The sequence below is a fragment of the Porphyromonas cangingivalis genome (genome assembly GCF_900638305.1).
Taxonomy (GTDB): Bacteria; Bacteroidota; Bacteroidia; order Bacteroidales; family Porphyromonadaceae; genus Porphyromonas_A; species Porphyromonas_A cangingivalis.
The window spans coordinates 1027443-1042726 of record NZ_LR134506.1 but is presented as its reverse complement, the minus strand read 5'-3'; the positions used below and the strand labels follow the sequence as shown (position 1 = coordinate 1042726).

Below are 15284 nucleotides of genomic sequence, written 5' to 3'. Positions count from 1 at the left end.
AAGAGCACCGAAGACCTATAAGAACAAATTATCATAGAACGTATTGAAAACATCAGTTTTTCACTCCACTATAAAGAACCGAAGTGTCAAGGAAAGATTGTGCTTCGGTCTCATGTAATTCATCTAAAGACAAAAAACAATGACAAGACTATTGAAAAGCGAAATCTTTTTGAGCGGAGGGGCTGTGCGGCTTTTCTTCGCAATGTTTGTCCTGCTCTGCACCACGCAGCTTGCTCTGGCTCAGACCGGAGCAAAAGTTACGATAAATGTGCAGGACGCTCCGGTCAAAACAACATTGGAGATCCTTGAGAAGGAGTCGGGACTCAAGTTTACCTATGATGATCAGGTAATGAAGTCTTCGGCAAAAGTTAGTTTGGCCTATACCCAAGAATTTTTGAGTGTCGTCCTTGACGACTTTAGCAAACAGACATCGTTCAAGTACGAGATCAAAAGGGATGGTGTCGTGGTGTTTGCACCATCGGCCGGTAAGGGCGGTAAGTTCGTCATGTCCGGTGTCGTCAAGGATGATACAGGAGAGACAATCATCGGAGCCACCGTGTCTGTTTCGGGGACATCTCGTGGTGTGCGTACGGATATCGATGGTAACTATAAGATTGAAGTCGCTCCGGGTGAACTCATCTCTTTCTCTTATGTCGGTATGAGAGGTGAGGTCATCAAGGCTGATCCTAAAAAGCAGGTGGTCAATGTCGATCTCAGACCGAACGATACCCTCCTCGAAGAGGTGGTCGTGACGGGGTATCAGACCTTGTCCAAGGAGCGTGCAACGGGTGCTTACTCGGTCATCTCTGACAAGCAAACAAAGGGTAAACTCAATACCGATGTCCTCTCTCGTATAGAAGGGTTGGTAGCGGGTATCAATAAGACAAACAATGGTGCCGATGATATCGTCATCCGTGGTATCACGACCATCAATGGTGAGCAGAAGCCTCTCTACATCGTAGATGGTATGCCTTATCAGGGGAGTCTCGATGCCATCAACCCTACGGATATACAGAACATCACGGTGCTGAAGGATGCTACTGCGAGTTCGATATACGGTGCGAGAGCTGCCAATGGCGTGATTGTCATCTCCACAAAGCGTGGCAAGGAGGGGAAGTTGGCCGTGAATTATAACATGTCTGCAAAGTTTGTCCCCAAGGCGGATCTATCATATCTCAATCTCCTCAATAGTTCGGAACTTGTGGATCTGGAGATCGCCGGATTTAAGTTTTATCACCCGGATCAAGTAGACAATCGTCGTTCGCTCAGTCCTGTCACGGCTCTGCTGTACAAGCATAAAGCCGGCGAACTCACAGATGCACAGTTGGCAGATGGTCTCAACGTGTATCGAAATACAGACAACCGCAGACAGATCGAAGATGAGTTTGCTCGCATGGGATTGGTACACCAACACAATCTGTCTCTCTCGGGAGGTAGCAAGTCAAGTCGTTACATCGCTTCACTCAACTATCTTGGAGACTATGGTAATCAAAGATTTCAGAGCAAGGATCGCATAGGGTTCAATCTCAAGAATGATATGGATCTTACGGATTGGTTTACTCTCGATGTCGGTGTTTCGGGTAGTTTCGTGCGAAATCAAGGTGACAATGGTATTTCGAACTACTCAGACTTTTTGCTCAGGACCCCCAGCTACTACGCTCTTCGTGATCATGAAGGGAATGAGATAGAGGTGCCACTGGCTAAGTCCCGATACGAGATCGACAGGCTGAAGTCCATCGGTCTGCTTGACGAGACGTTTTATCCGATAAGTAATCGTTCGCAACAAAATTATGTCAATGCGGAGAATTACTTCCGTCTCCACTCGGGTATGAGGTTCAAGCTCGCAGAGGGATTGAGTCTCGACTTGAAGTATCAGAGTGAGAATATAGACATCAAGGATCGTCAGTACTATAGCCCGAACTCGTACTATGTACGCAATATGATCAACGATGCCGCTCAGTATAATGCTAAGGATAAAAAACTTGTTCACAACGTACCTACCGGGGGGCAACTTCGAGAGAGATACTCCAAGTCGTTCTCATACACGATGAGATCACAGGTCAATTTCAGTAGAGAGTTTGGCAAACATAATGTGACAATGTTGGGAGGTGCGGAGCGTAGGTTGATACGTACCACAGTTTCGAATAATCTCTATTTCGGCTATGATGATAGCAGTCTCGCCACCAAGCCCATCAATCCCATTGTCTTCCGCGAACTGAAGAACACCGAGTCTCTGTCCGGTTCGTTCTCTTTGAAATATGAAGACTTTGCACATCTGATACACAACGAAGATAGGTTTATTTCGTTCTATGCCAACGGCTCTTACACTTACGACAACAGATACTCTGTGACAGGTAGTTTGCGCATCGACCAGTCAAATCTTTTCGGTACCGATCCTAAGCTACAGTATCGTCCGTTGTGGTCTTTGGGTGCCAGCTGGTATCTTGGCAACGAAGGCTTCATGAAGGATATCGACTGGATCGATCAGTTGAACCTCCGTCTGACTTCAGGGGTAGGAGGGAATATCCCTAAAAACGTTGGTCCTTATCTGAATGTGCAGAGCCAAGGTCTCAATGTTTGGTCCAATGAGTTCGGCTCACGCATCGTTAGTCCTCCCAACGCCGGATTGAGGTGGGAGAAGACGACTTCGAACAACCTTGGTATCGACTTTGCATTCTTAAATTCGAGGTTAAGCGGTAGCGTTGACTTCTATTATAAGTCCACGACAGACCTTTTGGGAGAGAAGAGTGCCGATCCTACACTCGGATGGCAGACCCTGACCCTCAACTATGGATCCATGGTCAATAAGGGTATGGAGCTGTCTCTCCAAGCTACATTGCTCAAGCGTAAGAACTTCTCTTGGACATCTAATCTCATCCTAAGCTATAACGACAATAAGCTCACAAACCTATCCGGTACAAAGGACAATGTATTTACTTATACATCGCGCAATGTCGAAGCGATAGGATACCCTGTCAACAGTTTGTTCAGCTATCGTTATGCCGGTCTGAGTGATAAGGATGGCAGTGTCCTCGTGTATGACGGACAAGGCAACAAGGTCAGTGATGTTTCTTCTATTTCGGAGCTCGTATACTCAGGTACCCGTGATCCGAAGGTCACAAGTTCTTTGAGGAATGTCTTCACGATAGGGGATTTTGATCTTTCATTTATGTTCGTTTACTACGGTGGTCATGTCATGCGTGATGTCGTTGCGGACTATCTGCCCGGAGCACCAAGTACAAATATCAATAAGAAGATCCTCAATATGTGGACCCGACCCGGTGATGAGACCAAGAGCGATGTCACGCCAGGATTCAAGCAAAGTATCGGCATGACACCCCAGCAGGCTCTTTCGTGGTACTCTGCAGACATTCATGTCAAGAAGGCTGATTATATCAAACTTAGGGATGTCTCTGTGAGCTACAATATCCCTAAAGAGTGGTTGAAGAAGTTGTCACTTCAGTCAGCTACATTGACTTGTCAGGTAAGCAATCCATGGTGGTGGGCTGCCAATGGGGATGTCGATCCGGAAGCATACGGCACAGGGCTGTACGGTAGAGGCCTTCTTACTTTGCCGACTCCTACGACATATACTCTTGGGTTATCTCTCAATTTTTAATACACTTTGAACTATGAAAATAATATCATATACACTATCTCTTTGTGCAGCAATGTTTTTGCTTTCCTCGTGTGATGGCTTTTTGGGGCTGAAGCCCAAGGGAAAGGTTATACCCGAGACTACGGAGGACTACGAACAGCTCCTCAACTATGAGCAGATTCAAAAGACTTCGGAGATATATCCAAACTTCATGACTGATGATGCATTCGTACCCGAGAAGGATCCACTGATAGGTGGTGTCAAAGGGCTCAAGGTGCCTTTGTTGAGGTTGTACCGGTTTGATAAGGAGACCTTCGGAGAGAGTGAAGAAGATAGATTATGGGCCTTCTCATACAATAGGATCTATACTTACAATGTCGTCATTGAAGACATAATGGGCACATCCGAAGGTACACAGCAGAAGAAGATGGAGATAAAGGCAGAGGCCCTTTTGGGACGAGCATTGGAGTATCTGACGCTTGTAAACATGTATGCGAACCACTACGATCCTGCGACGGCAAATACCGATCCCGGGGTGCCTCTTGTCTTGGATAAGGGTATCGAGAAGACCAATCTCAAGAGGGCATCGGTACAAGAAGTCTATGACCGTATCGAGCAAGACCTTGTTGAAGCATTGAAGTCTCTCCCCGAGAGGCCGGTGGGGAATGCTTTCAGAGCCTCCAAGAGTGCAGGTCATGGTCTGCTTGCAAGGATGTATCTCTATAAGGGGGATTATGCCTCAGCTCTTAAGAATGCAAAGCTTGCTCTTGAGAAGCACCCCGAATTACTGGATCTCAAACGCTATGAGGTTATCAACCCCAAACGCTTTGCCGGTCGTAACAATGTCCCTGAATTGACTGCAAATCCTGAGAATATCTACATCCGTATGGCTCCTCGTGCTTATGGTCTTACTGCCCAGATCTACGGATCCGAAGATCTTGTCAATATGTATGACAAGCAGAAGGACAAAAGATTCTTGATTTACTTTGCACGTAAGATCTCAAATCTCTCTCTTGATCATGATCTTTGGGTGCCATATGTCAGGGTGAATCTGGCAGTGACCACCCCCGAAATGTACCTGATCGCTGCGGAGGCTGAAGCACGATTGGGTGCCAAGGATGAGGCTTTGAGATACCTCAATCATCTCAGAGACCATCGCATCCTGGAGCACACACCGCTTGTCGCATCGACGAGTGACGAGGCTCTCAAGCTGGTGCTTGATGAGAGACGGAGAGAACTACCTTTTACCGGTTGTATTCGCTTGATAGACTTGAAGCGTCTCAACAGAGATCCGAGGTTTGCAAAGACCGTCACTCATATCGTCGCCGATGAGACATACACTATCGAGCCAAACGATCCCAAGTACATCCTTCCGATCCCTCCGATTGTGTTGCAGTTCAATCCTGATATGATCCCTAACAAAAGATAAATCAATATGAATATGAAATTTTACTATGGAGCTCTCGCTCTGTTGCTCGGTCTTTCGGGCATTACTGCGGGTTGCTCTTCCCAAAATAAAGACCAAGTCACCCAGAATACCGTCCATCTCAGAGGGCAGATAATCGATCTTGGGGCTGACCAAGTCGAGTTGAGATACAATGGTGCTACTTCTCAGATAGGGACAAGTAGAGATGTCACGCTCCATCTCGATGCTCAAGGCTATGTCGATACTGTCCTTACCATCGATGCTCCCTCTTATTACAGTATCGGTCGCAACATACTCTATCTCACCCCTGGTGACGATCTTGAGGTGAAGATCTTTGCGAAGGCGGACGAAGCGACATTTACAGGCAGAGGAGCAGAGGCGAACAACTATCTCAAGGGACGCGTACTCCCCAAGAGGGGTTCCTTCCTCGATGGGGGGCGCAATATTGTGGACTCTTTTGAGAAGACCAAGGCTGTCGTCGATAGCCTTGCACGAGTTCGTATGAGTGTCCTCGATACGCTCTCGGGAGTGAGTGACGAGTTCAAAGAGCTTGAGTCTGCACGCATCAAAGCGGATGTGATCAACTCTTACATCTACTATCCGATGTATGCCAATACCTATACCGGTCCTGATGCACAGAAGCTCTTTGCCGAAGTGTGGCAGAAGCATTCGGAATCTCTTGCCGAAGAGATGAGGGAGCGTTTTGGTGAGATCACCAATGCCAAGTATCTGGATGTGGCGACCGTTCGTGATGTCTTGAAGCACCATCAAGATACGGTGCTACACAGCCTTTGGTTCGAGGGCGTACAGATCCCTGAGCAGATTTCGGACTTTTACGAGGTCGTCGCATACTCTTCTCGTCTCAAGGGGCATATCTCCGAAGAGCTTGCTCGGGATGCTATGACATTTGTCTCGACCGTCAAGTACGAACCCTTTGCCAGCGAACTCAAATACTCGATAAAGAAAGCTACTAAGCTATTTGCGGGAGAGCCTGCCATTGATATTGAGATGACGGACATAGAGGGTAATCCCCGAAAGCTCTCAGACTTCAAGGGTCGTCTCATCTATGTCGACCTATGGGCTACATGGTGTGGACCTTGTCTGAAAGAAGCCCCTCTCTTTGAAGCTCTTGCCAAGAGGTACGAAGGCAAGGATATTGTCTTTGTCCCCATCGGAACCGATACCAAGGCGCAAGTCTGGCGGGACTTTCTCGCCGAGCATAAGAAGGAGCTGCCACAGTATCATACCACCGATGCCGTCCTGCATACGGACTGGGCCGTTGATTTCATCCCACGTTTCATCCTCATCGACAAGGATTTCAGGATCATCGATGCCCATGCACCCAGACCATCGGAAGAGGCTATCGTAGGTCTCATCGATACATGGCTTGCGAAGTGATCCGTGCTTAGCGTAATCCCGATGATATGAGAGGGTGTGTCAAAAGAAGATTTTGGCACACCCTCTTTTTTCGTTACGCACGAGAGATGTACGAAGCCACGTCTTTGAGGGTAAGATCTCCTATGTGATGGAGAGCTCAATGTCGGAGTGCATCCTACTTTTAAGGAGGGGGCTGAAAAAGTCGTTAAGATTGATTTCGAAAGTCGTTAAAGGAGAGATATCGATCTTAACGACTTTTTTTCGACTCTTCTACCTTTGTTTCATGGACTGGTTTGTGCGTGGAGCGTCATGCCCAAATGTTTGAGAGGGCATATGATTGGAGGCTTGGATTTCGGTCACGGAGCCCCCAAAAACAAAGTCTCTATCCGACGATTGTCGGACAGAGACTTTGTGGTCTTGATTGCTTGGTTCTATATGATCCTATGCGACTGCTCCGGAGATGAGATACCAGTTGTATGCCACAAAGATGAGGAAGAGGAATACCCCTTCTTTGCGAGATAAAGTACCGGTGGATAGAACCCTTGCAAACAAGAATAGGAGGAGCGGTGCCAAGAGCTGTACACCCAGGTCGACGAAAGAGAATGTCAGGCCGGTCTGATTGTGTACCAATCCGGTGAAGCCGAGGACAAGGAAGATGTTGAAGATGTTGCTTCCGACCACGTTCCCTATGGCAATGTCTGCGTTTTTCTTGAATGCTGCGACAATCGAGGTGGCAAGCTCGGGAAGTGATGTCCCCCACGACACGAGGGTCAGACCTATGAGTGTCTCGCTCACACCGAGTGTCCGGGCTATCTCAGATGCAGAGTCCACGAATAGTCGCCCTCCGTAGACCAGTCCTACAAGTCCGCCGATGACATAGATGACAGAGAGCCAGGTCTTGATAGGCTTGGTGGGAGAGGAGCTCTCCTCTGCACTGCCTTTCCCCTTACTTGCCATATAGAGCGTGTAGAGGAGAAAAAGTAGTCCGAATGTGAGAAGTGTAGCCCCCTCGGAGCGTGTGAGCTCAGCTTCTCCTTTGCCATCGATAAATATATCTCCGATTACGAAAATCAGTACAAGGGCAGTGAGTATCGCCATCGGTATCTCGATGTTGCGAGAGGTGCGACCGATGGGGAGAGGGGTGATGATGGCGGTGAGTCCAAGGATGGCAAGGATGTTGAAGATATTGCTGCCGATGACGTTACCGACAGCCATCCCCCCATTGCCACTGAGACCGGAGAGGACACTCACGGTGAGTTCGGGTGCCGAGGTCCCGAACGCAACTATGGTAAGCCCGATGACCATCTGTGAGATGTTGAACCTTGTGGCGATTGCGGATGCTCCATCTGTCAGGAAGTTTGCTCCTGCAAGGATGAGCACGGCTCCGACAATGACGAGTAAGATGTCTATTATCATATATACATTATTTGTGAGGGTTATTGTTTTTCCTTATATCTTGAGGCCTGATCTTCTTTTCAGTGCTGTCACGGTGGCGTCTTTGCCTTTGAAACGCTTGTATAGAAGGTCTGCATCTTCGGAGTCTCCTTGTTCGAGGATAAACGTTTTGAAGCGTGCGGCTGTAGCCTTGTCCTTGAGACCGTGGGTCGCAAACTCCTCAAAGGCATCGGCATCGAGGATCTCAGCCCATTTGTAGCCATAATAGCCAACAGCATAGCCTCCGTTGAAGATGTGAGAGAATGAGGTGCTGATACAACCTCCCGGTACTCGTGGCATCAACGCAGTGCGTTCGCCTACGGTAGTTTCGAGGAGCTCGATGTCTCTCGTCTCCAACTCTTCTGATTTGCCCATGTGCCACGCCATGTCGAGATACCCGAAATTGAGCTGACGGATGCAAGCATACCCTTCGAGGAAGAGGGCGTTGCGTTCGATGGCAGATAGAAGTTCGTCTGAGATCGGTTCGTCTGTGATGTAATGTGTCGCAAAACTCTTGACAAACTCCGGGCTACGCATCCAGTTCTCCATGATCTGAGAGGGGAGTTCGACAAAATCCCTGACTACGTTTGTGCCACTGAGAGAAGCGTACTTGACCTTGGTGAGCAGGCCGTGGAGACCGTGGCCGAACTCGTGGAAGAGTGTTGTCGCTTCGTCAAAAGTCAGGAGAGATGGTGTGCCCGATGTCGGTGGAGTGAAGTTCATAACGAGACTGACGACAGGTCTTATGTCTCCATAGGCCTCGACATAGTTGGTCATCCAAGCTCCTGACTGTTTGCCTTTTCGTGGGAAGAAGTCCGTCATCAGTATCCCGACGTCTGCTCCATCACGACTTTTGACTTCGTAGATATCTACATCCTTGTGGTACTTGGTCAGTGTGTCATTTGGCATGAATGAGATGTCGTAGAGTTCTTCGGCAAGTGAAAGCATGGCTTTCATCACCTTGTCAAGAGCAAAGTAGGGGCGAGTCTCTTCTTCGTCATAGTGCAGGGTCTCCACCTTGTATTGCTCAGCATAATAGCTCCAATCCCATGGCATAAGCGTTTGTCCTTGAGGAAGAGGGGCGTATGTTGCACGATGAGCGAACTCCTCCACTGTCTTGACCTCCTCTCGAGCAAGTCCGATGTACGCATCGTAAAGGTCATCCAGCATCTTGAGGACATTTTCCTTTGTCTTCGCCATACGCTCTTTGAGGACATAGTCGGCATAAGTCTGATAGCCCAAGAGGCTTGCTATCTGCTTTCTTAGTTCCACGATCTTGAAGACGATAGTGATATTGTCCGTCTCTTTGTCTGCATCGAAGCAGAGTCGCTGACGATCTCGGTACATCTGCTCTCTGATCTCCCTGCTGTCACAATACTTCATGATAGCCATATATGACGGAAAACTGAAGTCAAAGAGATAGCCATCAAGACCCTTTTCTTTGGCCTTCTCTTCCGCCACTTCGATAGCTGAAGAAGGCAGTCTTGAGATGATCGAGCGCTCAGTGATCATGAGGGTATAGTCGTTTTGCTCTTTGAGGACATTTTGTCCGAACTTCAGTGTCGTGAGGCTCAGCTCTTTTCTCAGGCTTTTCAGTTCCTCACGCTTCTCTTCTTCGAGGAATGCCCCCCTGTCTCTGTATCCCTCATAGGTACGTTGAAGAAGTCGCTTGTCTATCCCGGTGAGGTTATCGAACTCATTGGTGTAGACTCGTTCGATATTCTTAGCAAGGTCTATGTCCATGCTGATCTCGTTGTTGAGGTCGGATAGCAGAGGGGTAAGCTCCTCAGAGATACGCATGAAGTCATCATCCGCATCGCAGTGAAGGAGGTTAAAGAAGACTGATGTGTGCAGATCAAGCTCTTTGCCCGACTCCTCGAGCGCCAGTACTGTGTTTGTGAACGTAGCCTTTTCGATGGGAATGGCTTTGATCTCTTTTATCTCTGCCCTGTGCTTCTCTATCTCTTCTCGAATGACACGAGATAGGTATTCGGCATCTCTGTTCTGAAAGTCAGGGTATATCATTGTCATAAAAACGTTGTTTGTGGAACTTTACGAAAGATGAGTGCTACCAACTACTTCTTGTGACGAAGAAGAGTGTGATAGCACTCATTTTGTATCCTTTTGTTGCTTGTCGTTTGGGACTTGAGACGACAAGTCTTCCAAAATTTTATCTCTTCGGTGCTATCTTATCTACTCTCCGTTGGTGGCGACCACCCTCAAAATCAGTATCAAGGAAGATATCCACCATTTTGAGAGCTTTGTCTTGTGGTATAAATCTTGCAGGAAGAGAAAGGACATTGGCATCATTGTGCTGACGAGCCAAGGCGACGATCTCATCGTCCCAGCATAAGGCCGCACGAACGGCATCATACTTGTTGAGCACCATGGATATACCGTTGCCCGAACCACAGATCGAGATACCTCGGTCTACCTTACCACCACTTACCGCCTCTCCGAGAGGGTGGGCGAAGTCCGGATAGTCTGCACTCTCAGTGCTGTCTGTCCCGAAGTTGACGACCTCGTAACCTTTGTTTTTTAGGTGGGCGATGATCGTCTCTTTGAGTTCGTAGCCTGCGTGATCACAAGCGATGCCTATGGTCTTTATCTCTTTGTTACTCATAATGTTTTGTGAGCTTATTATTTCTTTTTAAGTAGTTTGGTCACTTGTTTTACTACGTTTTCGGGAGTGAAACCAAGTTTTTCATCAAGCACCTTGTAAGGCGCAGAGAATCCGAACGACTCCAAGCCCCAAATACTGCCTTGCCCTGCCACGAGCCCTTCGAGTGTCACAGGAAGTCCCGCAGTAAGTCCAAATCTAAGCACGCCTTCGGGAAGTACTGCAGATTGATATTTTGCACTCTGTCTGCGGAATAGACCTTCCGAAGGCACAGACACGATCTGAGCTTTGATCTTCTTTTTCGCAAGAAGGTCAGCCCCCGCTACGAGTGTAGATACTTCCGAACCACTTGCCAGCAAGACCACATCAGGATTTTCGACCTCACGTACGACATAAGCTCCCTTTGCCACTCTCTTCGCCTTGCTGTACGTATTCGCGGGCAGGTCATCGATGTTTTGACGAGAAAGGATGAGTGCAGTAGGTGTCTTGGTGTTCTCCATTGCCAACTGCCAAGCCACTGTTGTCTCATGGACATCTGCAGGACGGAGGGCAAGGAGTGAGTTGTCGCCCGAGTGATTTTTGAGCTTTTCGAGTAGACGGATCTGAGCTTCTTGTTCGACAGGCTCGTGTGTGGGACCATCCTCACCTACACGGAAGGCATCGTGTGTCCATACAAACTTCACAGGTACTTCCATGAGAGCCGCCATACGAGCGGCCGGCTTGATATAGTCAGAGAACACAAAGAACGTACCACAGGCAGCAATGATACCTCCGTGAAGAGCCATACCGATACATAGACAAGCCATCGTGAACTCGCTCACACCGGCTTGGAGGAAGCCCCCGCCAAAGTTGTTACGTGTGATGACGGATGTGTGTTTGAGGAATCCGTCAGTCTTGTCAGAGTTTGAGAGATCGGCACTTGATACCACCATATTGGGCACTTGCTGAGCCAAGTAACCAAGGACTGTTGCCGAGGCTGCACGTGTCGCTTGGTTAGGCTTCTGTACGATACCCTTCCAGTCCACTTTTGGAGCTTTGTCCGACAACCAGGTATCCAACTCGTCGGCAAGAGTCGCATTAGCTTTTCTCCAAGCCTGATACTCCTTTCCCCAAGCCTTGCACTCCTCTTTGAGAGCCTTTTGGCGGTCAGCATACATCTTCTTCACGTCGTCGAAGATGACGAACGGATTGTCGGGATTGCCCCCCATCCCCTTGATCGAAGTTGCCGTGCAAGCACCGGCTGCCGATAGAGGCTGACCGTGGGTAGAGACCTTGTTTTCGAAGGACTTTCCGTCTGCATCCATGGCTCCCTTACCCATGAGGGTCTTACCGATGATGAGTGTAGGCTTACCTTTCACGGCAATAGCTTTGTCGAGAGCCTTACGGATCTGTTCGTGGTCGTTACCATTGATTTCGATGACCTCCCAGCCCCATGCCTTGTACTTCATCGCCACATCTTCCGAAGTGACCTCGTCCACTGTTGTAGAGAGTTGGATGTTGTTGGCATCGTAGAATATCACGAGGTTATCCAATCCCAAATGACCGGCTATCCGGCCTGCACCCTGTGAGATCTCTTCTTGAACACCGCCATCGGAGATAAACGCGAAGATACGTTGGCGCATGATCTTGCCGAACTTTGCCTCCATCTTCTTCGCAGCGATCGCTGCACCTACTGCGTAAGTGTGACCTTGACCGAGAGGACCCGATGTGTTTTCGACCCCTCTTCGGACATCACGCTCGGGGTGCCCCGGGGTGACACTCTCCCACTGACGGAAGTTCTTGAGGTCTTCCATACTGTACTTACCGTGCATGGATAGAGTAGCGTACAACATAGGAGACATATGTCCCGGGTCTAAGAAGAATCGGTCTCTGGCAAACCATTCGGGGCATTCGGGATCAAATACCATGTATTCTCCGAAGAGTACTTGTGCAAAGTCTGCACCGCCCATTGCACCACCGGGGTGACCTGATTTAGCCTTTTCCACCATCGAAAGAGCAAGTATTCGGATGTTGTCCGCTGCTCTTAGACTTAGTTGTTTCTTATCCATAACTGTCTGGTAAATGTATAGTATGTTAGATATTTAGAATCTCTGTCCGAGGTCTCTGGTTTTGTGACAAACCGTTGAACAAATTTACGAAAAAAGGGTCTCTTTCTCAACCTCTTTGTGTCCTATTTTCTTCCCAATGGTATTTCTCCTCTTTTTTCGATAAATAAGACGCCTCAGAAGTGGGCTGCTCTCACAAAAAAGGTCGGCACAGCTCCAAATGAGCTATGCCGACCTTGTCTTATGCTATCGGGTTCCGAGAGACGGATCAGAATGGCAGGTCGTCCGCACCACTTGGAGTACTTGAGCCGAACGAGTTCTCTGTCCCGGGCATCTGCGGAGCAGTAGGCGCAGGACCGAAGTTAGGTGCCATAGGCTGACCCTTGGTCACTGTACGACCGTTGATGGTGGTGTACCAACGTCCTTGATACTCACGACTTTCGATATCATACTCTACGGTCACGAGGTCATCCATCTGGATGTTCGCACCTTTGATACGGTCTTCGCCCCAGATCTGGAAGCACACCTTACGTGGGTACATCTCTTGAGTCTCAAGTACAAACTCCTGTCTCATCCAAGTCGAACCCGGATTCTTTTTACTTTCGCCCGTAGCGGGAGGAAGTATCGCAATAATCTTGCCTGTGATAGTGTTCATTATAAATTGTTGTGTTGTTGTGTTTTTTCTGAACCGAAAGGTAGTGAAAAAATGTGTGAGACGAAAATCCCCTGAGAGCCGCCTTAACGTCCCGACTTAAATCCCACGATTTCTCTCACCGCTTCCACTGTCTTGCGTGCACTCTCCCTTGCTCGTTCAGCACCTTCACGTGCCACACGGTTGAGATACTCCGTGTCTTGACGGATGTCAAGGATACGTTCTCTGATGGGGTTCGTGAATGCTACGATATCTTCTGCAAGCTGTTTCTTGAGGTCTCCATAACGGATCGAACAGTTGTTATACTGTTCGTCAAAGTACTTGTATGTATCGGGTGTCGATACGATTTCCAAGAATGAGAAGAGATTGCTGATGGCTTCGGGCTTCTCGCTGTTGGGCTCCGTAGGACCTGAGTCAGTGACTGCTTTCATGACCTTCTTGCGGATCGTCTTCTCGTCATCTATGAGGTAAAGGGCGTTCCCTTCGCTCTTGCCCATCTTGCCCGATCCATCAAGTCCGGGTACTTTTACGGACTTGTCGCCGAGGAAGAAGGACTGTGGCTCGGGGAAGAACTCGCAGTCGTATATCGTGTTGAAACGACGGGCAAACTTCCTCGCCATCTCCATATTTTGTTCCTGATCCTTACCCACGGGTACCTTTGCCGCCTTGTGTAGCAGGATGTCTGCAGCCATGAGACAAGGGTAGGTAAGCAGGCCGGCATTCACGTTGTTGGGTTGCTTCCGAGCCTTGTCCTTGAAAGAGGTCGTACGCTCAAGCTCGCCCAAGTAAGCATTCATATTCAGGTAGAGGTAGAGCTCAAGTACCTCACGCACATCACTCTGTATATACAGGGTCGCCTTTTCGGGATCTACTCCGCAAGCAAGGTACTCCGCAAGGATAGTATTGACATTCTGCACAATATCCTCGGGTTTGGGGTGAGTCGTGAGCGAGTGCCAGTCTGCGATGAAGAAGTAACATTTGTACTCTTCTTGCATCTTCAAAAAACTCTTGATCGCACCGAAGTAATTGCCCAAGTGTAGGTTACCTGTGGGCCGGATGCCACTGACGACTATCTCCATAGATATATGAAATGTGTATGAATGTTTGTAGTTCGTTTAATGTTCGTTGTAGAGCAAAAAGCTCCTTTTACAAAGGTACGGAAAAGGAACAAACTATCGTACTTCGATCGAGATTATTGCATTTTTTGCCTTGTTCTGCATGCTGACAGAGTGCATTCTGCTACCCAACAGAAAGTGTTCTGCTGTGAGACAGAATACTTTCTATTGCCGAGTAGGAAATCCTACCATGTCCCTCCTTTTCTGTAAAGAAAGCAGAGGAACTGTCGCAGTTGCGGTCAGCTCCTCTGTCGATTGTAGAAGTCACATTTTACTGAGACCAAACGTTGTCGAAGTATTTTGATAAGATGGCTTTGGCACTGTCGATCTCCTCTGGTGAGGGTTCTCGGACAGCTTCCAGCAGGTACTCGGAGCCCATGGATTCATACTTATGTTTGCCATAGGTGTGGTAGGGTAAGACTTCGACACGGTCGATGTTTTTGTATTGTGAGAAGTGTGCGCCCCATGCTTCGAGGTCTTCGGTAAAGTCCGTGTAGCCCGGTACGAGTACGTACCGCAGTCGGACGGGTTTCCCGATAGAAGCGAGATATTCGGCGGTCTTTAGTACCTGAGTGTTTTCCCTCTGTGTGATGGCCTTGTGTCGTATGGGATCAAACTCTTTGCAGTCGAGCAGAACCATGTCTACGAGGGATATGAGTTCGCGGACATGATCGTTTGAGATACTGCCATTCGTGTCTATGCAGATATGGATCCCATTCGCCTTGAGCATACGACAGAGAGGGATGAGCTCTTTGGCCTGCACGGTAGGCTCTCCTCCGCTGAAAGTGACGCCTCCCCGCTTCCCGAAAAAAGGCTTTTCGCTGATGGCTCGTCTCAATATCTCTTCGATAGGGATGAGCTTACCTCCGGAGCCTATGGGGATGGTATCGGGGTTGGCACAGTAGAGACACTTGAAGTTGCACCCTTGCAAGAAGACTACGAGCCGGAGTCCCGGCCCGTCGAATGTTCCCATAGATTCAAAAGAGTGCACCCTGATGGGGTAGTTTTCTGTCATCT

General features: G+C 48.5%; 10 protein-coding genes. 3 read left to right on the top strand and 7 right to left on the bottom strand.

Going from position 1 to position 15284, the window contains the following annotated elements:
* The first annotated feature begins 139 nt into the window (after positions 1-139).
* From EL262_RS04355 to EL262_RS04345, 3 genes are read left to right on the top strand one after another with little or no spacing between them, the layout of a single operon-like run.
* Complete coding sequence (locus EL262_RS04355) at positions 140-3619, top strand: SusC/RagA family TonB-linked outer membrane protein (RefSeq protein WP_078735567.1); 3480 nt, start codon at positions 140-142, stop codon at positions 3617-3619.
* Between the two features lie 13 nt (positions 3620-3632).
* Positions 3633-5027: a RagB/SusD family nutrient uptake outer membrane protein gene (locus EL262_RS04350; protein ID WP_036852668.1), complete on the top strand. Its 1395-nt coding sequence runs from the start codon at positions 3633-3635 to the stop codon at positions 5025-5027.
* Between the two features lie 6 nt (positions 5028-5033).
* On the top strand, positions 5034-6422 hold the full coding sequence (locus EL262_RS04345; protein WP_234983413.1) for a TlpA family protein disulfide reductase: 1389 nt from the start codon (positions 5034-5036) through the stop codon (positions 6420-6422).
* 420 nt (positions 6423-6842) lie between these two features.
* Here EL262_RS04345 and EL262_RS04340 read toward each other — a convergent pair whose 3' ends face one another.
* From EL262_RS04340 to pflA, 7 genes are all read right to left on the bottom strand, one after another.
* Positions 6843-7811 carry a calcium/sodium antiporter gene (locus EL262_RS04340; protein WP_025837174.1) on the bottom strand — a complete coding sequence of 323 codons (969 nt, stop codon included), beginning with the start codon at positions 7809-7811 and terminating at the stop codon, positions 6843-6845.
* 39 nt (positions 7812-7850) lie between these two features.
* Positions 7851-9866 (bottom strand): M3 family metallopeptidase, encoded by a 2016-nt coding sequence (locus EL262_RS04335; RefSeq protein WP_036853377.1) that lies wholly within the window; start codon positions 9864-9866, stop codon positions 7851-7853.
* A gap of 139 nt (positions 9867-10005) precedes the next feature.
* Positions 10006-10443 carry a ribose 5-phosphate isomerase B gene (gene rpiB, locus EL262_RS04330; RefSeq protein WP_025837177.1) on the bottom strand — a complete coding sequence of 146 codons (438 nt, stop codon included), beginning with the start codon at positions 10441-10443 and terminating at the stop codon, positions 10006-10008.
* A 32-nt stretch (positions 10444-10475) separates the two neighbouring features.
* Positions 10476-12503, bottom strand: coding sequence for a transketolase family protein (locus EL262_RS04325; protein ID WP_078735566.1), 2028 nt, complete (start codon positions 12501-12503; stop codon positions 10476-10478).
* Positions 12504-12768: 265 nt separating this feature from the next.
* Entirely contained in the window at positions 12769-13155 is a 387-nt protein-coding gene (locus EL262_RS04320; protein WP_025837180.1) for a DUF3127 domain-containing protein, read from the bottom strand.
* 83 nt (positions 13156-13238) lie between these two features.
* Entirely contained in the window at positions 13239-14231 is a 993-nt protein-coding gene (gene trpS, locus EL262_RS04315; RefSeq protein WP_025837182.1) for a tryptophan--tRNA ligase, read from the bottom strand.
* 307 nt (positions 14232-14538) lie between these two features.
* A complete protein-coding gene (pflA, locus tag EL262_RS04310; protein WP_036845248.1) occupies positions 14539-15282 on the bottom strand; it encodes a pyruvate formate-lyase-activating protein in 744 nt (247 codons plus the stop codon).
* Between the last annotated feature and the right edge of the window lie 2 nt (positions 15283-15284).

Coding starts and splice junctions, on each gene's coding strand:
- EL262_RS04355 (WP_078735567.1), top strand. CDS start 140: ATGACAAGACTATTGAAAAGCGAAATCTTTTTGAGCGGAGGGGCTGTG.
- EL262_RS04350 (WP_036852668.1), top strand. CDS start 3,633: ATGAAAATAATATCATATACACTATCTCTTTGTGCAGCAATGTTTTTG.
- EL262_RS04345 (WP_234983413.1), top strand. CDS start 5,034: ATGAATATGAAATTTTACTATGGAGCTCTCGCTCTGTTGCTCGGTCTT.
- EL262_RS04335 (WP_036853377.1), bottom strand. CDS start 9,866: ATGACAATGATATACCCTGACTTTCAGAACAGAGATGCCGAATACCTA.
- EL262_RS04325 (WP_078735566.1), bottom strand. CDS start 12,503: ATGGATAAGAAACAACTAAGTCTAAGAGCAGCGGACAACATCCGAATA.
- EL262_RS04320 (WP_025837180.1), bottom strand. CDS start 13,155: ATGAACACTATCACAGGCAAGATTATTGCGATACTTCCTCCCGCTACG.
- trpS (WP_025837182.1), bottom strand. CDS start 14,231: ATGGAGATAGTCGTCAGTGGCATCCGGCCCACAGGTAACCTACACTTG.
- pflA (WP_036845248.1), bottom strand. CDS start 15,282: ATGACAGAAAACTACCCCATCAGGGTGCACTCTTTTGAATCTATGGGA.